Genomic DNA, 26,070 nt, shown 5'->3' on the forward strand with positions numbered 1-26,070 from the left:
ATTTTCATATAGTGTTCTCGTAAAAGAGTCTTGACCCAAGTGGCAAGGCTCTTTTTGGTTTAAGACCTTTGGAAAAATGGTTGACGCGAATTTCTCGAATCACCTCATCGCTTTCCAAACAAGGAGGAAGAATCTAGTATTATAAGAGTTGTTTTTTGTTTGTTCTGGACTAAATCAAGTACTTGTAATTGCTTATTGAACATTGTCCATTGGTTTATGGAATCCAGTTGTTCTTTCCAAAGTTGGGTTTCCGCTTCTCCAAGAATGCATTTCGACCTTCCTTGGCTTCTTCGGTCATATAGGCCAATCGAGTAGCCTCTCCTGCAAAGACCTGTTGTCCCACCATGCCATCATCGGTAAGGTTCATGGCAAACTTGAGCATTTTAATTGAGGTGGGTGATTTTTCCAATATCTCTTGGGCCCATTCGTAGGCGGTGTCTTCCAATTCTTCATGGGGAACAACCGCGTTCACCATACCCATTTCATAGGCAGCTTGGGCGGTATAGTTACGACCCAAGAAGAAAATTTCCCTAGCTTTCTTTTGTCCAACCATTTTGGCCAGATAAGCTGACCCGTATCCTCCATCAAAACTGGTCACATCGGCATCAGTCTGTTTAAAAATGGCATGCTCCTTACTGGCCAAGGTCATATCGCACACCACGTGCAGGCTATGCCCTCCCCCAACGGCCCAACCGGGTACCACGGCAATTACCACCTTGGGCATAAAACGGATAAGGCGTTGCACCTCCAAAATATTCAAACGGTGATAGCCATCTTCGCCCACGTAGCCTTGATGGCCCCTGGCTTTTTGGTCGCCCCCACTGCAAAAGGCCCACTTTCCATCCTTCGTAGAAGGTCCTTCGGCAGATAACAACACTACCCCAATGGAGGTGTCTTCCTGGGCATCATAGAAGGCTTGATAAAGTTCACTGGTGGTTTTTGGACGGAACGCATTGCGCACATTAGGTCGATTGAATGCGATGCGTGCCACACCATCACTTTTTTTATAGGTGATATCCTCAAATTCTAGGGCAGTCTGCCAGTTGGGTGATTTCATAAAGAAGTATTTGATGTCACAAAGTACGGCATTTTTAAATTTTCAGACCCTACCACAATATCGACTTTGGTCACATTAAGGAATCTATAAAGTTCCTTTAATTTCTTTTTTATGACCTGAGTATGGGTATTGAATACATCAGCATAAAAATCACTAAATTGGTATCTTTCACTAAATGATCCAATTATGCGAATCAACCTCCCAGTTTCTTTTATCCTAATTTCCTTGTTATTGGTTAATTGCTCAAAACCCCAAAAATTTGATGTACTTATCAAAAATGGGCGTATCATGGATGGTTCTGGTAATCCTTCCTATGTTGGCGATTTGGGAATCAATGCTGATACGATTGCCGCGATGGGTGATTTGAAGAACGCAACGGGAGATACCGAGATTGATGCTTCCGATTTGGTGGTCGCCCCGGGGTTTATCAATATGTTGAGTTGGGCGGTGGAATCCCTTATCGAGGACGGTAGGTCCATGGGGGATATCAAACAGGGGGTTACCTTGGAAGTTTTTGGCGAAGGAGTGTCCATGGGACCTTTGAGTGAGGAAATGAGAGAACAAGAGCAAGAAAGTCAGGGCGACATCAAATATGATGTATCCTGGACCACATTGAACGAATATCTGGAATTCCTTACGTCCAAAGGCATTTCCCCCAATGTAGCCTCCTTTGTGGGGGCCACCACCCTGCGGGTCAACACCGTGGGGTATGATGATAGGGAACCCACCCCAGAGGAAATGGACTCCATGAAATTAATGGTAAAACAGGCTATGGAAGAGGGTGCTTTGGGAGTGGGCTCTTCGTTGATCTATGCCCCGGCCTTTTATTCCAGTACAGAGGAACTTATAGAACTTTGCAAGGTTGCCTCCGCTTATGACGGCATGTATATCAGTCACTTGAGAAGTGAAGGGGGCCGACTTTTAGAAAGCTTGGACGAATTGATTCAAATAGCGCATGAAGCAGGCATACGGGCCGAAGTCTATCACCTAAAACAAAGTGGAAAGGAAAATTGGGGCAAGTTTGATGCCGTGGTGGCTAAAGTTGATTCGGCAAGGGCAAAGGGCCTGAGCATTACGGCTGACATGTATAATTATGTAGCGGGAGCCACAGGATTGGATGCGTCCATGCCCCCATGGGTACAGGAAGGTGGGTACGAGAAATGGGCGGAACGTTTGCAGGATCCCGCCATCCGAAAAAAGGTGATGCAAGAAATGACGACCCCTACCGATGAATGGGAAAGTCTGATGCAAGCTGCAGGCGACCCGGCTAAAATCCTTTTGGTGGGCTTTAAGAGTGATTCCTTAAAATACCTGACAGGGAAAACCTTGAAGGAGGTAGCTGAAATGCGAAATCTTTCCCCGGAAGAAACCGCAATGGACTTGGTGGTTCAAGACGGTAGCCGCGTAGGGACCATCTACTTTTTAATGTCCGAGGAGAATGTAAAAAAACAGATTGCCCTGCCGTGGATGAGCTTTGGTTCCGATGCGCAGTCCATGGCTGCTGAGGGTGTTTTCTTGAAATCGAGCACCCACCCTAGGGCCTATGGCAATTTCTCACGTCTGTTGGGTAAATATGTCAGGGACGAAAAAGTAATATCACTTGAGGAAGCCATTTATAAGCTCACTACCCAACCCGCTACCAATTTGAAGATCAAAAAGCGTGGCGCATTGACCCAAGGCCATTATGCCGATGTGGTTTTGTTCAATCCAGAAGAGATTCAAGATCAAGCCACTTTTGAAAAGCCCCATCAATATGCCACCGGAATGGTACATGTTTTTGTGAACGGTACCCAAGTGCTCAAGGAAGGGGAGCATACCGGAGCATTTCCTGGGCGTGTGGTGCATGGGCCTGGCTATCAAGGAGACTAGATGAGAACCTTGTGTCACTTTCATAAACTTACATCCATGGATTCAATTCTCAAATTTTTTTATCGGTATATGGTATGGTGCATGGCCCCATTATTACTATTTAGCTGTAAACCAAAACCAAAACCTGTTGAAGCTGCTGAAACTGTCCAAATAAGGGGCGTTTATGGCAATCCAAAACCTTTATGGGAAAAGGGGTATGATCTTAATGAACTTGGGGTCAATGCCATTTTTGTACATAGTGGGTCCATAAATCCTGAAATGGTGGATAGGGCTAAATCCGAGGGGTTGAAAATTTATGCTGAATTTGCTACGTTGAACGGGAAAGGGTATGTGGAAGAAAACCCTGAAGCGTGGGCGATCAATGAAAAAGGTGAAAAAGTAGAGGCTGCTACGTGGTTCATGGGAGTCTGTCCTACTGAACCCGGTTTCCGCAAGTATCGTTTTGATCAATTGCGGGATTTACTGCTAGAGTTTAACTTGGATGGGGTTTGGATGGATTATGTGCACTGGCACGCCCAGTTTGAGGACCCTGAACCCATATTGCCAGAAACCTGTTTCTGTGATCACTGTCTGGATGAATTTTCTCATGATTCAAACATTGAAATCCCTGAAGGAACCACTTCGGAAAAAGCCCAGTGGATTCTTGACCAACATGATACAACCTGGCGGGATTGGCGTTGCAAGGTCATTTATGATTGGACTTATGAAATGAAGAACATTGTCAAGGAGATTAAACCTGAGGCTCTGCTTGGCCTCTATCATTGCCCTTGGGACGATCAAGAATTCGATGGGGCAAGACGACGTATCTTGGGATTGGATTATGATTTATTGCGGGAAACCATTGATGTTTTTTCACCTATGGTCTACCACGGAAGAATGGAAAGAGATCCCAATTGGGTGAAAGAGAACATTCTTTGGTTCGGTGACCGCTTGAACATCAAGAAGGGCGAATATCCAAAAGTATGGCCTATAGTTCAAGCCCTTAACGGCCCAGAAACGATTTCCGCAGAAGAGTTTGAAACGGTGCTAAGAGGTGGACTTTCGGGTACATCCAGTGGGGTGATGATGTTTACCACCTCCGCGGTGGCAGAAGATAAAAGCAAAGCCCAAGTGATGAAAAAAGTGTATACAGAACGAATGGAAAAAATGGAATGATATCTAACCTATCTTCTATTTTTTGCCTCAATCCACTTGGCCATATATTTGCTGCTAGCCAAAGTGTGATGTTGCAATAGTCTTCCGATAAAGTTTTGACCGCGATGGGCATCGAGGTTTTGATGTAATGTTTCCAAAGTCTGTTGCAATTGGTCTTGAAGCTTTTCTTTATCATATAGCGTATTGACCAATACCACTCCATCCGCTTGTGCCTCTTTCCATTGGACCGGGTTCTGATAGAGCTTGATTGCTGCTTGGGCAAAGGATTCCCAATCTCGGCAAATGGTTCCGTTCCAAGGCAAATTACCATGCATTCCTTCTGCCCCAATAGGCGTAGTGATGCTTGGGGCGCCATGTAGCATGGCATCCAACAATTTGCCTTTGATGCCTGCCCCAAACTGGATTGGTGCTAATACCAAACGGGCACTTTCCATGATGTCTCCGATATCTTCGCCCCAACCTTTTACGAGAAATCCCTGCTCGGGATGGTGCATTTCCTTGATTTGTTTAGGCAGATAGGCTCCGTACACATGGATTTGGGCATCGGGCAATTCTTTTCGGATGAGGGGCCATATCTTGGTTTTTAAAACCTGTATCGAGTCCACATTGGGGGCATGTCTACCATTGCCCACAGTAACAAAATCCTTTCGATCTTCAAAATTGGGCCATTGGAGATAGTCTTGTTTTGAGATGCTTTTCACCATAAAAGGAAGATGTAGCAGCAAATTCTCTGGAACCTTCAGTGTTTCCTGTAAAATGGTCAACTCATAACCGGAAATCATCAAGGAAAGGTCCGAGCGATAGATGCTTGCCAGTTCCCTCAGGGTCGTGGGATGGTTGGTCCATTGGTCCAGAGCAAAAGGCTCCTGCTTTTTATGGGCCTCTTCCCTAGCCTTTCGCAGCCCATGAAGATCTTCGGTGTTCAAAATACGGATGGCCTTGGGAGCGAACTCGGCCACACGCCACCCAAATTGCTCTTCTACCATAAATCGGTCAAACACCACTACATCCGGAGACAGTTCCGAGATAAACACATCAAAACTGGAATGGTTGAGTAAAATATCGACCGAAGTAATACCCATACCGGCCAAATCAAGGCTATATTCCGTTTTTTGGGCTGTGGATGCAAAGGTGATCTGATACCCAAACTTTTGAAAGGCGTCCAGCAACTGCAGCATTCGGTGGCCTGCTGCCGTGGTACTGGGTTCTGGCCATACATGACCTATGAACAGCGCCTTTTTCATGTTACATCAGTGCGGCAAATTTTTTGGAAATGCTGGAACGCAATTTACGCTCATAGTCCTCCTCTAACCACTCTTTGTAGTTTTTGGTGTTGTTCATGATGCAATAGGAGTATTGGCGTACCCTGTAAGCGATCTCGTCCTTGAGTTCCTTGGCCAGGATTCGGGCATCGAAGACATCCTCGCTGTTTTCCACACAGATTTGGGCATGTTGCTCTATGCTGCGCTCCAATACCTCTTTGGATTTTTTGCCTTGGGCAAAGACCTTCTTGTATTCTTCCTTGATGTCAAAAGTAATGTTGTCGGATTTACTGAATTTGGCACGGAGTTCTTCAGGCATTTCGTAAACGAAATCCCGCTCGATTTCCTCATCATTTTTAATATTCTCCAGATAAAAATCCGGAAAGTGGAAGATTTCCTGCCAATCCACGGGAGTGTCCCAAGGTCCGAAACGGGCGATGTTGTTACCCAAATCTATTACATTGAACTCGTCCTTGTTGGGCAATATCCTTGACCCCCTCCCTATCATCTGAAAATATAGGGTGAGCGACCTTGTGGCCCTGTTCAGGATGATGGATTGCACACTGGGCTCATCAAAACCGGTGGTGAGGATACTTACCGAGGTAAGGATGGCATCCGGGGTTTCGGCAAACCATTCCAGGATTTCCTTTCGTTCGTTGGCCGTGTTTTTGTTGTCCAGATGGCGAATGTTGTACCCTGCTTTTTTAAAGGTCTCGTAAACGTATAGCGAGGTATTGATTCCATTGTTGAAGATCAAGGTCTTGGTGCCTTTGGCTACTTCTTCGTAGGCGGACAATAGTTTGCCCAGCATGCTGTGGTTTCCGTAGAATTCGTCAGAGGATTTTACGGTATAATCCCCATGGATGCCCAACTTCAACGTCTTGAGGCTTACATCAAAATTATAGAGATTGGCCCGTGCCAGAAACTGTTTCTCAATCAAAGACTTGATGGATTCCCCAATGATCAAATGCTTGTAATGATCCTTCATGGGAAGTTTAATATTGGAACTCAGGGGAGTTGCCGTTACCCCCAAGATGGTGGCCTTGTCAAAGTACTTGAACAGTTTTCGAAACGAATTGTAGTGGGCCTCATCGATAATGACCAGGCCAATATTGTTGATGGTGACCTTTTCTTCCTGTAACCGATTGTTCAGGGTTTCCACCATGGCCACAAAGCACATATAATCATCTTGATCGTGCAGTTCCTTGACCTCGCTACTGATAACTTTATTGGCCACTCCAAAACCGTGCAACATATGGGAGGTTTGCTTGCTCAGCTCGATCCTGTGGGTCAAGACAATGACTTTCTTGCCTGTGTTTTGGATGTATTTCCGGGTAATTTCGGAAAAGACCACGGTCTTTCCACCCCCTGTTGGCAGTTGGTATAGGATATTTGTGCCATCAGGGAGCTCTTCCAAATGCTTGAAGATTTTTCTAAGATCTTCCTGTTGGTAATTGTATAATGTTTTCTTGTTTACAGCTTTTTTTACCTCCAAAAGAAAAGGGTTTTTGGTTCTTGATCAACAAACCTTGCAAAATTAGGAGTTTTTTGCAGTAAGGTGGAACCCTATGTTCGCATTTCTATTAAGATACTATCAACAATGCGAACAATCTGAAACTTTTTGGGATGTTGCTCATAACATTTTGATAACAATAACATTTAGGGCTTGGAAAATAGGCTATTATAATGTATAATGTAAGCTTATGTATCACCTAGAAAACCATTTTTGAGCATGAGGCAATTAAAAATCATCAAACAGGTCACCAACCGGGAATCCAAATCTTTGGACAAATATCTTCAGGACATCAGCAAGATTGATTTGATCACTGCCCAAGAAGAGGTGGAGCTTGCCCAACGTATTAGGGCCGGGGACCAGTTGGCCTTGGAAAAACTGACCAATGCCAATCTCAGGTTTGTGGTATCTGTGGCAAAGCAGTATCAAAACCAGGGGTTGAAATTGCCCGATCTCATCAACGAAGGTAATGTGGGACTGGTAAAGGCTGCCAAACGTTTTGATGAAACCCGTGGATTCAAGTTCATCTCCTACGCGGTTTGGTGGATCAGGCAGTCCATTTTGCAGGCTCTTGCCGAACAATCCCGGGTGGTACGACTCCCCTTGAACAAAATTGGTTCCATCAATAAAATCAAAAAGACGTTTTCTTATTTGGAGCAGGCCCACGAGCGGCCACCTTCCCCGGAAGAAATTGCCAAAGAGCTGGACATGACCGTTTCCGAGGTAAAGCAGTCTTTAAGAAATACAGGAAGACACGTATCCATGGACGCTCCTTTGAAGGAAGGGGAAACCTCCAACTTATACGATGTAATCAATACCGGGGATTCACCCAAGCCGGACAATGGATTGATGCACCAATCCCTGAACACGGAAATCAACCGGGCCTTGGACACTCTCTCCCCTCGTGAGGCAGATGTGGTGCGTTTGTACTATGGTATCGGGAACCAACCTTCCATGACCTTGGAAGAGATTGGGAGCACCTTTGACCTGACACGGGAACGTGTGCGACAAATCAGGGAAAAAGCGATACGCAAACTGAGACACACCTCGAAAAGTAAAATTTTGAAGTCGTATTTGGGATAACACCATGTCAGTATAAAATAGAAAAGGGGATGTTTTTAACATCCCCTTTTCCATGATATCCACTTAAACTATTATGAGCAGCTCAGTTGATTGATATCAAAATCGACGAGCATATCGTTCAAATCTTGAATAAAGTTAAGATACGCCGTGTTTTCGTGGTTAAGATTTTTCATATTGCAACGTTTGGGGTTTACTATAAATAATCAAGTTCGGCCAGTTCATTGATGCTCAAAATCTCGTTGAGCTCTTGCAAGAAGGCCAAATATTCTTCTCCGTAGGTATCGTATAACATAATGATTCGAGGGTTTGATGTTGGTCTATGTTATTAACGTGAATCTATGGGAAAGATTATTGTCTATCAATTAATTGTGGTGAAAATGGGTGTTGCAGTTGTGAAATGTCCCATCATGGGGATAAGGGAAAGTGGATTCAGTGGTTATTCCGAATCAAGGATGTCCAAGGATACCCCAAACTCGAGGTCTGGGTCTATCTTGCTGGGACGAATGTTGAATTCATCATAGATGAAACACAGGCTCATGGGGAGCCTTCTCCGTTCCCTTTCGCCGTCTATTCCCAACTTGGTTTCAAGTAGGGATCGTATCTCAAAGGCTTTGTTGCTGATCTTGGGATGGTCATGGCTTTCCAGTTCCTTGAGCAAGGGAAGTTCCTTTTTGTCCCCTACCTCCAGTATCTCATCCAACAGCATTAGTTTGCACTCCATATCTTTGGCATGCTTTAAAAGCGGGTGAAAAATACTTTGAAGATAGTCGGGAAGGGTTTGGCTTTCCATGGGTCTTGTTTACATGGTTCGGAGGATTTCCATTTCAAAGTCCACCTGCTCCTGTACCTTGGGGTACTCCATTACAAATTGGTCGTACAGAAATGCGTGGTGCTTGGGGTCGTTGTCCGTTCTGCAGAGCATGAGGATTTCCTTTACGATTTCCAACAGACCATTGGCCTTCATCATCTCCAAACTGGGACGGACTTTCTGACAGGCCAGGTCCACTTGCTTGAAATTCTCGTTCTGCAAGTGCACCTTTACGCTGCCAATAAATTCCATGAGGTTTTGTTGGAAGAGCCTAACCAGCTCCTCCATGAGTTCCATCTGCCCCATACAATCCTGTAAAATGGGCTTTAAGTTGATGGTATGGGCCAAATGGCCGGGTTCTAGTTCTTTCTCAATAAATTGTAGGTTCTGGGACATGGGCAACTCCTTGCCCAACTGCTGGGCCACTTGTTTCATGGCTTTGGCAATCTTTTGTTGTTCATGTGACAAACGGGTATTCTCCATGGCATCGATCAGGGATAGGAACTCTTTGAGCTCATTGGGCATGTTGGCGGTTTCTCCCATATGGGTTTCCGAACCTTGGATGCCCACTTTTTTGTAGATGTTTTCCAATTGCTTCATCTCGGGAACGCCAAAAACCTTGTTTTCAAGTCCGTGTTTGAAGACTTCAAATGATTTTTTCAGCTCACCGGCCTCCACAACGCCCAATTCCTCATACGAAAAGCTGCTGAGCCCGATTTCCAATTTTTCCAGATACGTGAGTAGTTCCCTAGTTTCCAAATTTTGTTCAATTATTGAATTATCACCTAAAAATCCGCATTGGATCAAGGGATTACAATTAATTGTTATGTAGCCCATGGATTTTGTTGTCAAATTGCTTTATTTGTAGGTGTAAACCACCAACTATGAAATACGCTGCCCTTTTGTGCGCTGTGAGCCTCTTTTTTTCATGCGCCGAAAAACAATCCGATAAAACTGAGACCATGGAAGAAAAAGCCCGAAGAATCCATGATACCGTGATTACTGTGGATACCCATGTGGACATCAACGTGAGGAACTTCACGGACAGTATCAACTATACCCAAAAGCTGGAAAACCAGGTGAATTTGCCCAAGATGGAAGAAGGTGGTCTGGATGTGGCCTGGTTCATTGTCTACACCGGACAGGATTCCTTGAATGCCGAAGGCTATGCCAAGGCTAAGGAGAATGCCATTTCCAAGTTCGAGGCCATCCACAGACTGTGCGAAGAATATGCCCCGGACCGGATAGAATTGGCCCTGACTTCGGACGATGTGCGAAGGATTTCCGCGGCAGGCAAAAAAGCGGCCATGATCGGGGTGGAAAATGCGTATCCCATTGGGGAGGACCTTTCCCAAATTGCAGATTATCAAAAGCGTGGGGCACGGTACATTTCCTTGGCCCATAACGGACATAGCCAGTTCAGTGATTCCAACACTGGTGAAGCGGACGGCGTGTGGCTGCACAACGGACTCAGCGAGTTGGGAAAACAGGCCGTTGCCGAAATGAACCGCGTAGGGATTATGATCGATATCTCCCACCCTTCCAAGGAAGCCATAAAACAGATGATAGAACTGTCCAAGGCGCCGGTGATCGCTTCACATTCTTCGGCCAGGGCACTTTGCAACCATAGCCGTAATCTGGATGATGAACTGCTCCTATTGTTGAAGGAAAACGGGGGTGTGGCCCAAACAGTGGCCTTCACTTCGTACCTGAACACCGAAAAGAACGATGCCCGTGCAGCCTATATGAAAAGTATCAACCAAAAAGCGGCGGATTCTTTAGGATTGAACTGGTACGAGCGGTCGGAATTTGGCTCCCTTACTAAAGATCAACAAGAAGAATTCATGGAAAACTATCCCAAAGTGACCAAATTGGGTGAGGAAATGGCGGCGAACGACCCCAATGTCCCCCCAGCGGTGAACGTATCCGACTTGGTGGACCATATCGACTATATGGTGAAACTCATTGGGATTGACCACGTGGGCATCAGCTCCGATTTTGATGGCGGTGGCGGTATCGAGGGTTGGTCCGATGCTTCCGAGACCTTCAACGTAACCTTGGAATTGGTAAAACGTGGTTATACCGAAGAAGAAATCGCCAAACTATGGGGCGGTAACCTCCTACGTGTCTTGGACGAGGTACAGGCCGTTGCGGCAACCTTGGATTAAGGCCTAGGAATTCTCTTCCTTTTCTTTTTGGGCCAAGCGGTCTTTTACGAACTCTATCTTGGTCTTGCCATGGGCCTTTGGGTTGCCATGGTCGTCCAGGTTCACCATGATGATGTTGTCCACGGTAACAATGCTCTCGCGGGTCATTTTGTTCCGCACTTCGCAGTTCAAAGAAATGGAGGTCACCCCAAATTTGATCACATCGATTCCGATCTCAATGATATCGCCCTCAACGGCGGTGCTCATAAAATTGATTTCTGACATGTATTTGGTGACCACTTTTTTGTTTTCAAGTTGTATGATGCTATACAGAGCGGCTTCTTCATCCACCCATGCCAGCACCCTACCGCCAAACAAGGTCCCGTTGGCGTTCAGGTCTTCTGGTTTTACCCATTTTCTAGTGTGAAATCGCATTAGTGTAACGTTTAGCGTTTATATCTACAGTACAAAATTAGTCCAAATCACGTCCAGAACGCCCCATTTTAGCACTCCTTTACCATGGAATTGTGGATTTCAAACATTTCATTATCAAGGAATACGGACTCTGTAATTTTGGCCATCAAAGATTCCATAATTGAAATTGGCTAGAACAAACGCTCCTGCGGACTGATGGTGGTCTTGGGGATGGCCAGCCCACATCCCAAAGCGGGATTCAACTTTTCAATAAAATAGGCCGAAAGCAAGGGCGAGGCCAGCTCTAGGTTCTGGTGCACAAAAAAGTGGATGTTCTCCAATCCGAGTTCCTTCCAAGCGGTCAATCGGGTCACCCAATCGTCCAGTCGCGGGTAATCCGTTTCGTGGTTGGCGCCCACGTAGCGCACAAAGGCCTCGTTGTTGGTAAGCCTCATGTGCATCAGGTCCCGCCTACCTGCCGTGTCCACCAAAACATTGGCCATGTTGTTCTCTTGCAACAGATGGTAAAGTTCTTGCGAAACTGTTTCGTCGGTGAACCAATCCGTATGCCGGAACTCGAGTGCCAAGGGAAATTCCTTGGGCCAGTACTCCACAAAGCGCACTACCCTGTCCCAATTCTTGGGGTTGAAGTTGTTGTGCATCTGCAAGAAAATGGTGCCCAATTTCTCCTTCAAGAGCGAGGTTACCTGCAAGTACTCGTCCACAATCCCATAAACTTGGTCGTTGAGACGTCGCAAATGGCTCACCGCATTGGTCATTTTGGGAAAAAACTTGAAACTCTCCGGGGTCTTGTCGTACCACTTTTGGTATTGCTCTGCCGGAAAAATTCGGTAAAAGGTGGCGTTCAACTCAATACTGTTGAACTGGGTGGCGTAGTATTCCAGCTCGTCCTTGGTGCCACGGGGGTAAAAGTTCTTGAGGTCCTGCCGGTTCCATTTGGCGCAGCCCACATACACGTTGGGCACTCCCCCACCCTTGTATTGGGACAGCACCACGGCGGTGTCCGGGTGGTCTGGCGGAATGGTAAAATCAATAAGTTCCGGGTGGTCTACTTGGCCAAATTTCATAACGTTGCTTATAGGCCCAATGTTAAACAAATTCTGTGAAAAAGAAAAAGCCATCGGCAAATGGCTTGGGTATAAAAGAACAAGCGCCCAAACCTACCGTTTAATGGTCAAACAAGGGAGGTATTCCTTAAGGAATACGTACAGGTTGAACGATAGGTCCGGGCACTGTCCCAAAAAATACTTGGCTGTACCTTAGGGCTGGCACTCCGCGTAACAGGAAGCCATCATCTCTTGGCATTCCTGCTCGGTAAACGAGCCTCCCGCTATGCAAGCGGCCAATTCCGCGTCACAGAATGCGCAGGGAAACGTAAAGGCCTGTTCGGTCTCGGGGTTTTCCGGCAACTCGTTAAAGGCCCTTTCCCGGGGCGTGTTCAAGAACAGCAGGCCTACCAAAAGCAATACGGGGATAGCGAAAAAGAAAATCTGTTTTTTCATAATGTCAATGATTAAGTGTTTACTAAGTGTTTCCCTGTTAAGATAGTAATTCTTATGAAACAAGTAGGAAAAAACATATAATTTTATGGTCAATATTTAGGAAAACTTCCACTTTGGGTTTATGGGGCATGATCTTTTGAAAATTCCTACATTTAGAAACGGACAACTTGGGTATGAGTCAAAACAAATAGTGGCGCACGCTGAAGAAAGTTTAGCATATGAACAAGTAGTACAATATTCAGGAAAATCGAGAAAATGAGTTGGGAGATTATACTGTTTAATTCAACACAAAAGATTAATTCGGTTGTAGAATTGGATGAAAATCAATTGGAACAGACCAATTTTAGTGGAATTTTAGAATCTTCATTTGATCGAATTAACAAAAAAGATAACTATAGGGAGATAGTAGGTGCTGACTTTACTATTGACTATTTTGTAAGCAATGAGCATTCAAGCAATTTTATGCTGTCATTATATGGGGAAAATGGGATTTATGCCCTCATTGAATTAGCCAAAAAGCATAATTGGCAAATTTATGACTCTGGAACTGATGGAATGATTGACTTGGAAAATCCAAAAAAAAATGGATTTGAAAATCACGGAAAATACATTGAACAACTAGTTAAAGGTAAATCATAATGGCAGAAACAGGCGAACCAACATATGACTATGTCTGCTTTGGTGATTTAGCTTATGAATTTGACTTTTCTGACCTCAAAGAAGCCGAGCAAAAAATTAAACGGAAATTAAAATATTATGGGCTTGGTAAATATGACCAGGAAAGAATTGAATATGTAAGAAAATTAAAAAATGACTTGTTCAGAGAGATTGGACTTCAATCTAAATCAAAATTTTTTAATCCCTCGAAATCCAATTTTGCCGAATTTACAGACTTTGATAGCGAAAAAATGAAAAAGGATTATTTAGATAGATATGATAAAATAAGTGATTCAGATATGTCTCGAATTTTAAATTTTGCGATTTACCTATATCATATGAGATAATAAAAATGGAGTACAGCACTGGTTATAATCCAGCGTGGCAAAAGTGCAAAACCAAATTTAATAATTGTAGTAGAATAAAGAACGGTACTCCCCACTACTGCAAAATTGTATCTTGTAACCAAATCAACCTCCCCAGCCAAAAACCACCCAAACCCAAATATGCCTATCTTTCGGGCACAAACACCTGACCGTTGAACAAGACCGTGGCACATCTCCCAGATCACAAGCAGGCCGAGCTGCACCAGCTCACCGCTTTGCTATCCGGGTTCAAGGAAGTGGAAATGGTACTGCTCTTTGGCAGCTACGCCCGCGGCAACTGGGTGGAGGACACCTATGTGGAACAGGGCATCACCTACGAGTACCGCAGCGATTACGACCTGCTCGTGGTGCTCACCCATGAAGACCTGCAACAAAAGTTCCGTATAGAGGACCAGATCAAGGCGGAGCTCACCGCCACGGGCCAAGTGGCCACCCCGGTGAACCTTATCTTTCACGGGATCAAGCACCTGAACCAGGCCCTTCGGGTGGGGAACTACTTTTTTAGGGACATCAAGAAAGAGGGCATTGTGCTGTACGATTCGGGCAAGCATCAACTAGCATCGCCCAAAAAGCTCACCCCAAAACAGTACCAAGACAAGGCCCAGGACTATTTTGACCAGTGGTTTCCCAGTGCAAACAATGCGTTGAAAAAATACGAGTTCAGCATAAGCGAAGATTTATTGAATGAGGCTGCGTTTGATCTTCATCAAGCCGTGGAGCGCTACTACACCACCATTTTGTTGGTGTTCACGGATTACCGGCCCAAGGACCACAATCTGGAGACTTTGGGGATCAAGGTGGCCATGTGCGACAAGCGTTTCGACCTTTTTCCCAAACAGACCGAGGAGCACAAGCGCCTTTTTGAGCTGCTGAAACGCGCCTACATCGATGCCCGTTACAACATGAAGGAGTACCACATCACCAAAGGTGATCTGGAATACCTGTCGCACAAAGTGCTGCAACTAAAGCAGCTTACCGAGGAAATCTGTCAGGAAAAAATAGCGCAGATCGGGGAAGATGCTGCAAATACAGGGCCATAGAGCCAAGTTGGACCAGCGATAATACCATCAACATCAATCAAAATAACCATACAATGAAACAATCCACCTTCTACCCTATTTTTGCCCTGTTGCTAGTTTTTCTCGTATCCTGCGGGCCAGAAAAAAAGTCGAACCTTACGCTGCTCAGTGATCAAATCCCAACGGACACTGCCCTGATCTTTGGGGAAGGTGTGGTCTCTACCGATGATTTTGAGTTTGCCATCACTTTTAGCCCAGAAATGGATGAAATGTTCTTCACACGCAGAAAACCGGAAGACGATAATGAGATTTTCACCATGAAACTGGAAAATGGGCAATGGTCCAAACCGGAGCCGGCCTTTTTTTCCACCGATGCGGGCTGGGATTTTGAACCCCATATTGACCCCACTGGAAAGCTGCTCTATTTTGGGACCACAAGACCCCTCAAGGATACCACCAAGGCCTCTGGGATGCACCAATGGTACAGCACAAAAACCGCAAAAGGATGGAGCGCCCCCGAGCCTCTGGGCAGTCCGTTCGTGGATCGGGTGGTCATGTACCTGACCGCTTCGGAAAACGGCAACCTGTACTTTACTTCTGGCGAGAAGGACGACAAGCCCGGGGATTGGGTCATTTATAGTTCCGATAAAGAAGCAAGCGGCTATGGTGATGCCAAGACCATGGCAACGGACATCAATTTCTCAGGAAAGTGGATCGCCCATTCCTACATTGCACCGGATGAGAGCTACATGATCTATGATGGTGAAAGCGAAGACGGGTTTGGGGACTGCGACCTGTACATCAGTTTTAACCAGAACGGGACTTGGACAGAACCGTATAATATGGGCCCCGAAGTAAATACGGAACATTGTGAAATGACCGCAAGTGTCTCCCCCGATGGAAAGTACCTGTTTTTTCACCGCGGTGTCTCTGGAGATGATGATGAAGTTGAAATTGGTAATATTTACTGGATAGACTTTGTCCAGCTAAAAGAGAAGATTCTAAGCAAGGTGGGCAACTGACCGTGACCATCTTCCAAGATACTTTCAAAATCCCTACATTTAAGCAACCAATGGATTGTGTCTCCCAAGGTTAAAGATTAGGTAAGATGAAAGTCACCCCAGAACATAACGAACGGATCGCAAAACTGACCTTTGCCGGGGTATATCCCCATTACGTGGCCAAGGTGGAGAAAAAAGGTCGTACCAAAGAAGAACTGCACGAGGTGATCACATGGCTCACGGGCTTTGATGATGAGGCCATTCAAAAGCATATTGATGCCAAGAGCACTTTTGAGGCCTTCTTCCAAGGTGCGGACTTGAACCCCAACGCAAGCCTCATTACAGGGGTGATCTGTGGGTATCGGATTGAGGAAATCGACAATCCCCTGACCCAACAGGTCCGCTATTTGGACAAACTGGTGGATGAGTTGGCCAAGGGCTGGAAAATGGAGAAAATACTAAGACAGAACTAGAACGAGTATAAAAGAATACGCCTGACTATGACCCAAAGCAACCTCCCACGAATGCACAATGTTGGAATTGTTGTGGAATCCTTGGATAATGCCATATCGTTTTTCGAAGACATTGGCCTGCGCCTTGAGGGACGGGCCACCATTGATGAAGAATGGACTGGCAGGGTTACAGGACTGGGGCAACAACAAGTAGAAATTGCCATGATGGCCACCCCGGATGGGCATAATCGGTTGGAACTTTCAAAATTTTTGAAGCCGGAAACCATTTCCGATCATAGGAAAGCACCTGTCAACTCCCTTGGATATTTACGGGTCATGTTCACCGTTGAAAATCTGGACGAACTGGTTGTCAAACTCACCCAAAAAGGTGCAGAGCTTGTCGGTGACATGGTCAATTATGAAAATATATATCGTCTATGCTATATCCGTGGGGTCGAAGGACTTCTTGTTGGATTGGCGGAGGAATTAGGATAGAAAACTAAAAAAATATGGATGTAAGCCTATTGGATGAGCCTTTTCAGGTGACCAAAGAACAGGTGGACTTTTACCAAAAGAATGCCTTCATCAAGATCAAGGATTTTTTATCGCCTGAGATTGTGGCGCATTTCAATGCCGTCATTTCCATAAAGGTTGCGGAACTGAACAAGGTGGATGTTCCCATCAATCAGCGGGATACCTACGGCAAGGCGTTTTTGCAACTGTGCAATCTTTGGGTGCAGGATGAGGAAATCAAAAAACTGATCCTGAGCAAGCGGTTGGCCAAGGTCGCCGCAGACCTCATGCAGGTCGATGGGGTTCGCATCTACCACGATCAGGCCCTGTTCAAGGAGGCCGGCGGGGGAATCACCCCTTGGCATGCAGACCAATATTACTGGCCGTTGTCTTCGGACAAGTCCATCACCATCTGGATTCCCTTGCAAGAAACACCTTTGGAAATGGGCCCACTGGAATTCAGTGCAGGTAGTCAGGAAATAATGTTGGGGCGCGAACTGTCCATCAGCGATGAGAGTGAACAAGTGATCCAAAAAAACCTGAAGATCAATAATTTTCCGCACACCATAGAAGCTTTTGATGTTGGGGAGGTCAGTTTTCATTCCGGTTGGATTTTCCACCGGGCCGGGGCCAACACCTCTGGCGAAACCCGAAAAGTTATGACCGTGATCTATATGGACAAGGACATGATTTTGAAGAAACCTGAGAACGACGGCCAAAAGAACGATTGGGAAACCTGGTGCCCGGGAGTGGCCATTGGCGAGACCATAGATTCGCATTTGAACCCTGTCGTATTTTAATAACCGCTAAAAAACCTCATGAAAAACAAAATTACCCTCCCCCTATTTTTGTTATGGGCCATATCCGCCGTTTTCGGACAGGGCTTTACCTCCCCGCAGATAGATTCCTTGGTGAACCGATCTATGGAAATGATGTCCCAAGTAGGCCTTGCCGTGGCCGTGATAGAAAATGGGAAAGTTATCCACTCCAAGGGATACGGAAAACTCTCGGTTGATTCCAAAGAGAAGGTGGATGAGCATAGCCTCTTCCAAATTGCATCTAATACCAAGGCGTTCACCGCGGCCGCATTGGCCATTTTGGTGGATCAGGGAAAACTTAAATGGGATGATCGGGTGGTTCAACACATACCGGAGTTTACCATGTACAATGCATACGTCCGGGAGAATTTTACCATTGTGGACCTGTTGACGCATCGCAGTGGATTGGGGCTCGGTGCCGGGGATTTAATGTTTTTCCCTCCGGGAGCTGATTACAAAATTCAGGATGTGCTCAACAGTTTTCAATATTTTAAACCCACTTCGGATTTTCGTACTAAATATGATTATGACAACCTGCTCTACATTGTGGCGGGCGAGGTCATTGCCAGGGTAAGCGGCCAGAGTTATGATGAATTCATTGAAGGGAATATTTTAGGTCCGTTGGGCATGGACAGGACCGCGGTTCGTTATAAGCGATTGAAATCGACCCAAAACGTGGCATCGGCCCACTCCACCGAGAACGGAAACGTAAGAAAGGTAGAGCGCTACGTAAAGGGTGAAGGCCCTTTGGTGGCCTCAGGCGGAATCTATTCCAGCGTCCATGATATGTCCAAATGGATCATGGCCCAATTGCAGCAAGGAAAATACGGCGAAGCTTTGGACAAGCAGATTTTCAGTCCCGAGCGACAAGCGGAAATGTGGCGCCCTTATACCTTTATCAGCTTTCAACCCAGACCGGAACCGGATAACAGATATCATTTTGGCGCCTATGGCCTTGGATGGCGTATTTCCAATAGGTACGACCATACCATAATTTCCCATACAGGTGGTCTACCAGGCATGTTGTCCTCCGTGGTAATGGTGCCCGAATTGAATTCGGCAGTTGTGGTACTCACCAATGGGGCTCCCGGAGGCAACAGCTACCATACCATAAGTTCGGCCATTCGGGATGAATGGATACGTAAGGACCGATGGGATTATCTGGCGTCTGCCAAGCAACAGCTGGAATCTGGGCAGGCCGAGGCTGATGCTACTTTGGATACCGTTTGGGAAAGTGCCACGGTCTCGGATGTGAAAAAACTGGGTGCAAGCTCCTTTTTAGGAACCTATGAAGATAAATGGTTCGGAAAGGTATCCATCGAAAACCATGGCGGAAAACTTTGGTTCAGGTCACTACATTCCCCGCAGTTGAACGGGGAAATGTTCCACTATGAGGACAACACCTTTGCCGTTAAAATGGCCTATACGGATATGCAGTGCGATGCCTTTGCCATTTTTGAAATGGATGCATCAGGAACCCCAATCGGGATACAGATGAAAGGGATTTCCCCGAATATGGATTTTAGCTTTGATTATCAAGATTTGGATTTGGTCCGAATCAAGGAATAAAAAAATAAGAATGAAGGTAATACTGATTGGAGGTACTGGCCATATTGGCACATACTTGGTGCCAAAACTTGTTGAAGCCGGTCATGAAGTGGTCTGTGTAAGTCGGCAGCAGTCCCAGCCCTATGCCGATCACGAAGCGTGGCAATCCGTGGAGTTTGTGGGCATTGATCGGGAAAAATCCGAAGAGCACGGGGGTTTTGGGGCTCAAATCGTATCCCTGAACGGCGAAGTGGTTATTGATTTGATTTGTTTCACCCCCCAGAGTGCCCAACATCTTGCAGAAAACCTAAAGGGCAAAGTGCAACATTTTCTACACTGTGGTACCATGTGGGTCCATGGGCATACCGTACAAGTGCCCACCACCGAGACTGCAGAGCGGAATCCTTTCGGCACATACGGAATCAACAAGGCAAAGATTGAGGAGTACTTGCTCAATTTTCATAAAGAATATGGTTTTCCGGCTACTATTCTCCACCCAGGGCATATTACGGGACCGGGATGGTTGCCCGTGAACCCGGCCGGAAATCTAAATCCGGAGGTATTTCTACGATTGGCCCAAGGAGAGGAAATCACCTTGCCCAACCTTGGGATGGAAACGGTTCATCATGTGCATGCGGACGATGTGGCACAGGCTTTTGTCAAGGCCATAGCGAACAGGGAAAGTGCCATCGGGGAAAGTTTCCATGTAGTTTCGGAGCAGGCACTTACCTTGAGGGGCTATGCGGAAGAAATGGCCAAGCTATTCGGGCAAGTACCCCAATTGCGGTTTCAACCTTGGGAGGTATGGCAAAAGAGTGTTAGTGAAAGGGATAGGGAACTCACATGGGACCACATTGCGCACAGCCCGTGTGGCAGCATCGAAAAAGCAAGGAAGCTGTTGGGATATCAACCCAAATACAGCTCGTTGCAGGCTGTCCAAGAAGCTGTTGAACACTATTTCCAAAAAGAGGGCATACAAATTATCCATAAAAGATGAGTATCTTAAAGCCAAGACGTACATCATAAAGACAAAAGACCATGAGTTATTATTTCAGTAAAATTTTGAAGGAGAAAGATTTTGAAAAAGCCCTTGAAAAGGTAACCCTTGAGCTGAAGAACGAAGGTTTTGGGGTGCTGACCGAAATAGATATTGCCCAGACCCTGAAGAAGAAATTGGATGTGGACTTTAAGAAATATAAGATTTTGGGAGCCTGCAATCCGCCCTATGCCTATGAGGCATTGAAGCAGGAAGATAAAATTGGTCTCTTTCTGCCTTGCAATGTGGTTGTTTTGGAAAATGAGGACGGGGATATCGAGGTGGCTGCCGTAGATCCTGTCGCCTCCATGATTTCGGTCAAGAATGACAGCTTAGGCCCCGTGGCGCATGAAATCCAGCAAAGGCTCAAAAATGTAATCGATAAACTATAGTGGTCTATAGTTCCCTGATCTTGATGTCACGGAACCACACCTCAAAATACCAATCCTGTAATGTAATCTTCCCTTGGGTGGCTTGACCAAATTCGGGATAGCTTTTAAAATGGGTCGCTGAGATTTTTTCTTTCCACTCAGGAGTGGTAAAATCCTCCACAGCGGTAAGGACACCATTTAAATAGAATTCCACTTTTCCATTTTCCTGTTTGATACGGGTTTGGTTCCACTGGCCAGATTTTGTAATAGCTTCATTTTTCTGTGGGGAAAATCCATACAGGCATCCTGATTTTTTAACGGCCACATCATGATCCATATGGTTGGGGTCCAGAATTTGGTACTCGGGCCCGGTTTGATAGGCCGTGCCAACATCTGGTTTCTCATGAACGTTGATAAAGATGCCGCTATTTCCACGGTCCGAGATTTTCCATTCCAAGACCAGCTCATAGTTTTCATAGGCTTTATCGGTGACCAAATCCTCATTGTGTTCGGATTCCAGTTCCACATTTCTATGGAGTTCGCCGTTTTTCACTTCCCAGACGGATGGTGCACCAGCATTGTACACATGCCAACCGTTCAAGGTTTCCCCGTCGAACAACAGCTCCCACCCCTGCTCTTTTTCAATATCGAGCAATTGGTTATGGGTGGCATTTTCCGCTGCCAACTTTTTGGTGCGCCAAACTTGGACATCCTCTTTCTTGGATTCATTTTTACAGGAAATGGCCGAAAGGACAAGTATAGTAATGAAAAATGCTTTGATGTTCATAGATGCATGCTGTTGATTCTCCCTAAAAGTACTTAAATAAAACTTTGCAATGCATGTTCATAACATCGTTAACAACTATCGGCCTAACGAAAAATGAGCGGTGGACGATTGTGTAATTTTAGTAAAACTATCAGCCATGGATTCACGATCTAAGAGTCTTTTGGACCTCCGCCCCGAAATTCTACAGTCTTATTTCAACAATCAAATGAGTGCGGACGAACGTTTTCAAAACCAAACCTTGCGACCTATCATCAAGCTTCAAAACCTGTTGTTGATTGAGGTTTTCAAGAACTATATCGGCAAGCACAAAGGCGTTTTTCATGACCTTTCCTTGGAGAAAAAGATGGAGTATATTGAACGGGCCATCCAAAAAGACATCAAGTTTAGGAACTCTCTAAAGGGAATGGTCATTGGGCAATTTACCATTGAGGAATATCAGGAATACATTAAAAATTCCTCCGCTTTGAACAAACGCATGATGAATATGGTCATAGAGCGTTTGAAGGACCAAATCCAGCTTTTGGAAAACGAGATGTTATTTCAGGGTTGATTCCCCATTGAGGTTGGTGGTGAGAATATCGCTCATTAAATCGAAATAGGGCCTAATTGCTTGGTACGATTTGTCAACTTCATCCACAAAATTAGGAGATAGCACCTCCTTGTCGGTAAACTTGCGAACAAAGATGAACTGCTTGTTTTTGATCAAGTCAATATCCGAGTGTTCCTTGTCAAATCCTTTTGGGGCCGTTTTTACCGCATCGCCTTGTAGTTGCCCCCAGATTTTAGTGAAATCCGGGTCACTGATGACCTTCCTAAAATCCGAAGCATCCATTTCCAATTCCTTTCGTATCCGGAACAGGTCGTCTTTATTGGGCGCCCAAAATCCTGTTGCCAAAAAGGAACCGCCGGGCTGCAAATGGATATAGTATCCACCTCTTAAGTGGGCACCCAATCGTGAAAAAGACCCGGCAAAATGGGTTTTATACGGGGTTTTATCCTTGGAAAACCGAACATCCCGATAGATCCGGAACAGTTTCATTTTCTCAATATCATCATGTTGCTCCAAGCGTTCCTTTACGTTTGAAAGGAAGGATTTCACCTCGGTTTCATGGGCTTTAAAAGTAGTTTTGTTTTTCTCGAACCAATCTTTGTGGTTGTTTTTTGACAACTCTTCTAAAAAATCAAATACTTTCTTGGAAATTTTGGAATCAGTCACGGTTAATCGATAATATGTTATTTTTAAACTAAAGTTAGCTATTTCCTAAGGCTACAGGTAAGGTTTTGTCTAAATTTAGGACAATAATTGTTGTATGGACAAGGAAAAAATAATTTCAGAGCTCAATAGGCATAAGAAATTGCCCTATTTGGACTATAGGTTAAAACAAGAAACCGAGGATTTCACAGATACACTTTTTTATACCCTTTTTGATTCCAATACCCCGGTGGCCGTGAACCTTGAAATGTTGGAGAAAAAGTTTGACCGGCTGATGGATATGGCTTGTTGGGATTTGGAAAGGCCGAGCAATGAACTTTGGAACAATTACATAAGCAGCTTACCCGGAATTTTGGAAAAACTCAATCTGGATGCCGAGGCTATTCTTAATTGTGACCCAGCTTCACTCTCCCTTCAGGAAATCTATATGGCCTATCCCGGTTTTTATGCCATTTCCATTTATCGATTGGCCCATGAGCTCTACATTCAAGGGGTGCCCATGATTCCGAGGCTAATGACGGAATATGCCCATAGACAGACCGGTGTGGATATCAATCCTGGTGCTACCATTGGTAAATCGTTCTTTATTGATCATGCCACGGGTGTGGTGATTGGGGAAACTGCAGTGATACACGATAATGTTAAATTGTACCAAGGGGTGACCTTGGGAGCATTGTACGTATCCAAAAACCTCCAAAAGACCAAAAGGCATCCTACGATAATGTCTAACGTTACCATTTATGCCAATGCAACCATTTTGGGTGGTGAAACCGTAATCGGAGAAAATTCGATCATAGGTGGAAACGCATGGCTTACTGCTTCCGTTCCTGCAAATTCAACAGTATATCACACTCCAGAAATTAAAATCAAGACAGCCCCAAATGTCCAATAGCATTCTAGATCTTATTGGAAACACCCCAATGGTGGAATCCAAAGTATTGAACCCCAACCCAAACGTAAAACTATTTTTTAAGCTGGAAGGCAATAATCCTGGAGGAAGTGTCAAAGACCGCCCTGCCTATAATATGATCAAGAGCGGGCTGGATCGTGGGGATTTTTCCACTGCATCCAAACTGATTGAGGCCACGAGTGGCAATACGGGCATAGCATTGGCCATGATTGCAGGAATCTATGGACTTGACATTGAACTGGTAATGCCTGAAAACTCAACCAAGGAGCGAGTTCAGACCATGCGCGCTTACGGAGCCAAGGTGACTTTGACCCCATCGGATGTTGGGATTGAAGGTGCCAGGGACTATGCTGAGGCCAAGGTCAGGGATGAAGGCTATATCATGCTCAACCAGTTTGCCAACAATGATAACTGGATGGCCCATTACAAGACCACGGGGCCTGAAATCTGGCAGGACACCAAAGGTGAGATCACCCATTTCGTATCCAGTATGGGTACCACGGGAACCATTATGGGGACCTCGACCTATTTAAAGGAACAAGATTCCGGGGTACAAATCGTGGGTGTGCAGCCTACCGATGATTCAAAGATTCCAGGTATTCGTAAATGGCCCGAAGCGTATCTTCCCAAAATATTCAATCCGCAGAAAGTGGATACCGTGTTGGAGGTCAGTGAGCAAGAAGCCACTGAAATGGCCAAGCGATTGGCCAAGGAGGAAGGTATTTTTGCTGGCATGAGCAGTGGTGGTGCCGCGGCCGCGGCCATTAGATTGGCCAGTACCTTGAAAGAGGGCACCATTGTTTCCATAGTCTGTGATCGAGGAGACCGTTACCTTTCTTCGGATTTATTTGATTAAGACGGGAGCCAATTCTTTTTTAATCCCATTCCAATAGATTTCAAAATCACTTAAGTTGTTGTGATTGCCATTGGGTATGGTATACATTTTTTTATCGCTGTTGGAGATGGACTCATACAATTTTTTGCCTGATCCATAAGAAACCACATTGTCCGTGGTACCATGAAAAATACGTATGGGACAATCCACTTTTTCCAAAAATACATACGAAGGAACCCTATAGCGTAATAGATAGGATACCGGTAGAAAGGGAAAACGTTCTTGGGCCACATCCAAAAGACTATGGAAAGGGGTTTCCAAAATTAATTTTTGTGGTTGATTTTTGGAGGACAACTGACTTGCGATGCCCGTGCCCAAAGATCGTCCGTAAATAATGAGTTGTTCTTCTGGGTATTTTTCCATTGCATAGGCATAGAACAGTTGTGCATCTCGGTACAATGCATCCTCACTGAGTTTTCCGGTGCTTTTGCCATAACTGCGATAGTCCATTACCAATACCTCATATCCCAAATCCACAAAAGGCAACACGATTTCACCCCAGCGCGACAGGTCCCCGGCATTTCCATGAAAGTATAAGATCAACCCTTTAGGGTTGTCCGTGTAAAAGTGAAGGGCATTCAAACGCGCTCCATCCGCGGTATCAAGAAAGATTTCATCAAAATCGGCATTGAAGGCATAAACATGGTCTTGAGCTAGCTTGGTGGGCAAAAAAATCAGTTTTTCCTGAAATGAATACAACATGACGGTGAGTAACATCAAAATAACAACCGTAAAAATACCAAAACGCTTAAGCTTTTGCATTGGCCCGTTTTGAGGAGTGTTTTACATTGATGCTGGATCCTTCCAGATTTACTTTGGTGGGTTTACTGGTGATAATTTCCTCCAACATGCTGTGGTACGATTCAAAATTGTTCAAATCCTTGTGCCCCCCTCCTATCACGGTGTATAGTTTTGATAGTCCAGGCTTTATTTTGGACAGCTTCACACTGGTTTTATAGGGAATGAGTCTATCGTCGGTCCCGTGGATGATATGTATGGGGCAGTTAACGTACTTTAACCACTTGTATGTGGGCATGGGGAATTTTATCAGCAAGGAGAGCGGCATAAACGGAATAAATTTTTTGGCTACTTTGCTCAAGCTGTAGTAGGGCGCGTCCAATATCAGCATGCGCGGTTGGTTCATGGAGGCCAGTTTGGCCGCAAAACCCGAACCCATGGAGCGTCCATAGAGAATTATATATTTTTCGGACACCTTCTCCTTGATCTTATTGTACACTACCTGCATATCACGCTTAATGGCTTTTTGGGTACGACGTCCCGTACTCTTCCCGAAACCACGATAGTCTACCATGATCACATCGTAACCATGGCGGGTAAAATCCACCGCAAACTTCCCCCAGCCTTTAATGCTACGGGAGTTCCCTTTTAGATAGAAGACCACTCCTTTAGGGTCTTTGGATTTAAATCGAAGACCATTGATCGTAGCTCCATCACGGGTCTCAAAGTTGTGTTCCTCAATTTCTTGGTTATCGTAATAAAACTGAAAATCCTTGGGTAATTTTTCTGGTTTAAAGAGAAAATAGTCCTGTAGGTAATACAACAGGACACTCAGCAAAACGTATATCCCGAGTATCATAAGTGTGATGTAGACCCAGTTTTGCATAAAAAAGCG

At 45.2% G+C, this 26,070-nt stretch carries 29 protein-coding genes; 17 read left to right on the forward strand and 12 right to left on the reverse strand.

Going from position 1 to position 26,070, the window contains the following annotated elements:
- Positions 1-214: 214 nt before the first annotated feature.
- On the reverse strand, positions 215-1,057 hold the full coding sequence (locus tag DN53_RS10530; protein WP_129654251.1) for a 1,4-dihydroxy-2-naphthoyl-CoA synthase: 843 nt from the start codon (positions 1,055-1,057) through the stop codon (positions 215-217).
- A gap of 186 nt (positions 1,058-1,243) precedes the next feature.
- On the opposite strand from DN53_RS10530, the gene DN53_RS10535 reads away from it, so the two are divergent.
- A complete protein-coding gene (locus DN53_RS10535; RefSeq protein ID WP_129654252.1) occupies positions 1,244-2,926 on the forward strand; it encodes an N-acyl-D-amino-acid deacylase family protein in 1,683 nt (560 codons plus the stop codon).
- A 36-nt stretch (positions 2,927-2,962) separates the two neighbouring features.
- Entirely contained in the window at positions 2,963-4,081 is a 1,119-nt protein-coding gene (locus tag DN53_RS10540) for a hypothetical protein (protein WP_129654253.1), read from the forward strand.
- Positions 4,082-4,089: 8 nt separating this feature from the next.
- Here DN53_RS10540 and DN53_RS10545 read toward each other — a convergent pair whose 3' ends face one another.
- Entirely contained in the window at positions 4,090-5,325 is a 1,236-nt protein-coding gene (locus DN53_RS10545; RefSeq protein ID WP_129654254.1) for a glycosyltransferase, read from the reverse strand.
- Position 5,326: 1 nt separating this feature from the next.
- Positions 5,327-6,838: a DEAD/DEAH box helicase gene (locus tag DN53_RS10550; RefSeq protein ID WP_129654255.1), complete on the reverse strand. Its 1,512-nt coding sequence runs from the start codon at positions 6,836-6,838 to the stop codon at positions 5,327-5,329.
- Positions 6,839-7,075: 237 nt separating this feature from the next.
- Between DN53_RS10550 and DN53_RS10555 the strand changes: the two genes are divergently transcribed.
- Positions 7,076-7,939: a sigma-70 family RNA polymerase sigma factor gene (locus tag DN53_RS10555; RefSeq protein WP_129654256.1), complete on the forward strand. Its 864-nt coding sequence runs from the start codon at positions 7,076-7,078 to the stop codon at positions 7,937-7,939.
- 436 nt (positions 7,940-8,375) lie between these two features.
- Here the strand turns inward: DN53_RS10555 and DN53_RS10560 are convergent, their stop codons facing one another.
- Both DN53_RS10560 and DN53_RS10565 read right to left on the reverse strand, forming a co-directional pair.
- Positions 8,376-8,729 (reverse strand): hypothetical protein, encoded by a 354-nt coding sequence (locus DN53_RS10560; RefSeq protein WP_129654257.1) that lies wholly within the window; start codon positions 8,727-8,729, stop codon positions 8,376-8,378.
- A 9-nt stretch (positions 8,730-8,738) separates the two neighbouring features.
- Positions 8,739-9,506, reverse strand: coding sequence for a hypothetical protein (locus DN53_RS10565; RefSeq protein WP_129654258.1), 768 nt, complete (start codon positions 9,504-9,506; stop codon positions 8,739-8,741).
- A 125-nt stretch (positions 9,507-9,631) separates the two neighbouring features.
- Here DN53_RS10565 and DN53_RS10570 point away from each other — a divergent pair, with 125 nt between their 5' ends.
- A complete protein-coding gene (locus DN53_RS10570; protein ID WP_129654259.1) occupies positions 9,632-10,915 on the forward strand; it encodes a dipeptidase in 1,284 nt (427 codons plus the stop codon).
- A gap of 3 nt (positions 10,916-10,918) precedes the next feature.
- Here DN53_RS10570 and DN53_RS10575 read toward each other — a convergent pair whose 3' ends face one another.
- From DN53_RS10575 to DN53_RS10585, 3 genes are all read right to left on the reverse strand, one after another.
- Positions 10,919-11,329, reverse strand: coding sequence for an acyl-CoA thioesterase (locus DN53_RS10575; RefSeq protein WP_129654260.1), 411 nt, complete (start codon positions 11,327-11,329; stop codon positions 10,919-10,921).
- 170 nt (positions 11,330-11,499) lie between these two features.
- Complete coding sequence (locus tag DN53_RS10580) at positions 11,500-12,396, reverse strand: DUF72 domain-containing protein (RefSeq protein ID WP_129654261.1); 897 nt, start codon at positions 12,394-12,396, stop codon at positions 11,500-11,502.
- A 192-nt stretch (positions 12,397-12,588) separates the two neighbouring features.
- Complete coding sequence (locus DN53_RS10585) at positions 12,589-12,831, reverse strand: hypothetical protein (protein ID WP_129654262.1); 243 nt, start codon at positions 12,829-12,831, stop codon at positions 12,589-12,591.
- Between the two features lie 255 nt (positions 12,832-13,086).
- Between DN53_RS10585 and DN53_RS10590 the strand changes: the two genes are divergently transcribed.
- The 10 genes from DN53_RS10590 (at position 13,087) to DN53_RS10635 (ending at position 20,653) form a co-directional block, all read left to right on the forward strand.
- Complete coding sequence (locus tag DN53_RS10590; protein WP_129654263.1) at positions 13,087-13,470, forward strand: hypothetical protein; 384 nt, start codon at positions 13,087-13,089, stop codon at positions 13,468-13,470.
- Positions 13,470-13,835, forward strand: a complete 366-nt coding sequence (locus DN53_RS10595) for a hypothetical protein (protein WP_116218791.1) — start codon at positions 13,470-13,472, stop codon at positions 13,833-13,835. The genes DN53_RS10590 and DN53_RS10595 overlap by 1 nt, the downstream gene beginning before the upstream one ends.
- A 191-nt stretch (positions 13,836-14,026) precedes the next feature.
- The gene (locus tag DN53_RS10600) at positions 14,027-14,914 is read left to right on the forward strand and encodes a HEPN domain-containing protein (protein ID WP_129654264.1); all 888 of its coding nucleotides are present in this window, start codon (positions 14,027-14,029) and stop codon (positions 14,912-14,914) included.
- 53 nt (positions 14,915-14,967) lie between these two features.
- On the forward strand, positions 14,968-15,915 hold the full coding sequence (locus tag DN53_RS10605; RefSeq protein ID WP_129654265.1) for a TolB-like translocation protein: 948 nt from the start codon (positions 14,968-14,970) through the stop codon (positions 15,913-15,915).
- Positions 15,916-16,001: 86 nt separating this feature from the next.
- Positions 16,002-16,367 carry a DUF2200 domain-containing protein gene (locus DN53_RS10610; protein ID WP_129654266.1) on the forward strand — a complete coding sequence of 122 codons (366 nt, stop codon included), beginning with the start codon at positions 16,002-16,004 and terminating at the stop codon, positions 16,365-16,367.
- 27 nt (positions 16,368-16,394) lie between these two features.
- Complete coding sequence (locus tag DN53_RS10615; RefSeq protein WP_129654267.1) at positions 16,395-16,841, forward strand: VOC family protein; 447 nt, start codon at positions 16,395-16,397, stop codon at positions 16,839-16,841.
- A 14-nt stretch (positions 16,842-16,855) separates the two neighbouring features.
- Positions 16,856-17,659 (forward strand): phytanoyl-CoA dioxygenase family protein, encoded by an 804-nt coding sequence (locus tag DN53_RS10620; protein ID WP_129654268.1) that lies wholly within the window; start codon positions 16,856-16,858, stop codon positions 17,657-17,659.
- Positions 17,660-17,677: 18 nt separating this feature from the next.
- On the forward strand, positions 17,678-19,246 hold the full coding sequence (locus DN53_RS10625; RefSeq protein ID WP_129654269.1) for a serine hydrolase: 1,569 nt from the start codon (positions 17,678-17,680) through the stop codon (positions 19,244-19,246).
- Positions 19,247-19,256: 10 nt separating this feature from the next.
- Positions 19,257-20,222, forward strand: coding sequence for an NAD-dependent epimerase/dehydratase family protein (locus DN53_RS10630; protein WP_129654270.1), 966 nt, complete (start codon positions 19,257-19,259; stop codon positions 20,220-20,222).
- Positions 20,223-20,263: 41 nt separating this feature from the next.
- Positions 20,264-20,653, forward strand: a complete 390-nt coding sequence (locus tag DN53_RS10635; RefSeq protein WP_129654271.1) for a DUF302 domain-containing protein — start codon at positions 20,264-20,266, stop codon at positions 20,651-20,653.
- 4 nt (positions 20,654-20,657) lie between these two features.
- Here DN53_RS10635 and DN53_RS10640 read toward each other — a convergent pair whose 3' ends face one another.
- Positions 20,658-21,419, reverse strand: a complete 762-nt coding sequence (locus tag DN53_RS10640; RefSeq protein WP_129654272.1) for a 3-keto-disaccharide hydrolase — start codon at positions 21,417-21,419, stop codon at positions 20,658-20,660.
- A 136-nt stretch (positions 21,420-21,555) separates the two neighbouring features.
- Here DN53_RS10640 and DN53_RS10645 point away from each other — a divergent pair, with 136 nt between their 5' ends.
- Entirely contained in the window at positions 21,556-21,969 is a 414-nt protein-coding gene (locus DN53_RS10645; RefSeq protein ID WP_129654273.1) for a glyoxalase, read from the forward strand.
- On the opposite strand, the gene DN53_RS10650 is transcribed toward DN53_RS10645, so the two are convergent.
- A complete protein-coding gene (locus tag DN53_RS10650; RefSeq protein ID WP_129654274.1) occupies positions 21,955-22,635 on the reverse strand; it encodes a DUF2461 domain-containing protein in 681 nt (226 codons plus the stop codon). The genes DN53_RS10645 and DN53_RS10650 overlap by 15 nt on opposite strands.
- Before the next feature lie 94 nt (positions 22,636-22,729).
- On the opposite strand from DN53_RS10650, the gene epsC reads away from it, so the two are divergent.
- Both epsC and cysM read left to right on the forward strand, forming a co-directional pair.
- Entirely contained in the window at positions 22,730-23,524 is a 795-nt protein-coding gene (epsC, locus tag DN53_RS10655; protein WP_129654275.1) for a serine O-acetyltransferase EpsC, read from the forward strand.
- A complete protein-coding gene (gene cysM / locus DN53_RS10660) occupies positions 23,514-24,398 on the forward strand; it encodes a cysteine synthase CysM (RefSeq protein ID WP_129654276.1) in 885 nt (294 codons plus the stop codon). Before epsC ends, cysM begins: the two co-directional genes overlap by 11 nt.
- Here cysM and DN53_RS10665 read toward each other — a convergent pair.
- The gene (locus DN53_RS10665; protein ID WP_129654277.1) at positions 24,387-25,199 is read right to left on the reverse strand and encodes an alpha/beta hydrolase; all 813 of its coding nucleotides are present in this window, start codon (positions 25,197-25,199) and stop codon (positions 24,387-24,389) included. The two genes, cysM and DN53_RS10665, sit on opposite strands and share 12 nt — an antisense overlap.
- A complete protein-coding gene (locus tag DN53_RS10670; protein ID WP_129654278.1) occupies positions 25,186-26,061 on the reverse strand; it encodes an alpha/beta hydrolase in 876 nt (291 codons plus the stop codon). Before DN53_RS10670 ends, DN53_RS10665 begins: the two co-directional genes overlap by 14 nt.
- Between the last annotated feature and the right edge of the window lie 9 nt (positions 26,062-26,070).

The organism is Flagellimonas olearia (genome assembly GCF_004150225.1).
Taxonomy (GTDB): domain Bacteria; phylum Bacteroidota; class Bacteroidia; order Flavobacteriales; family Flavobacteriaceae; genus Flagellimonas; species Flagellimonas olearia.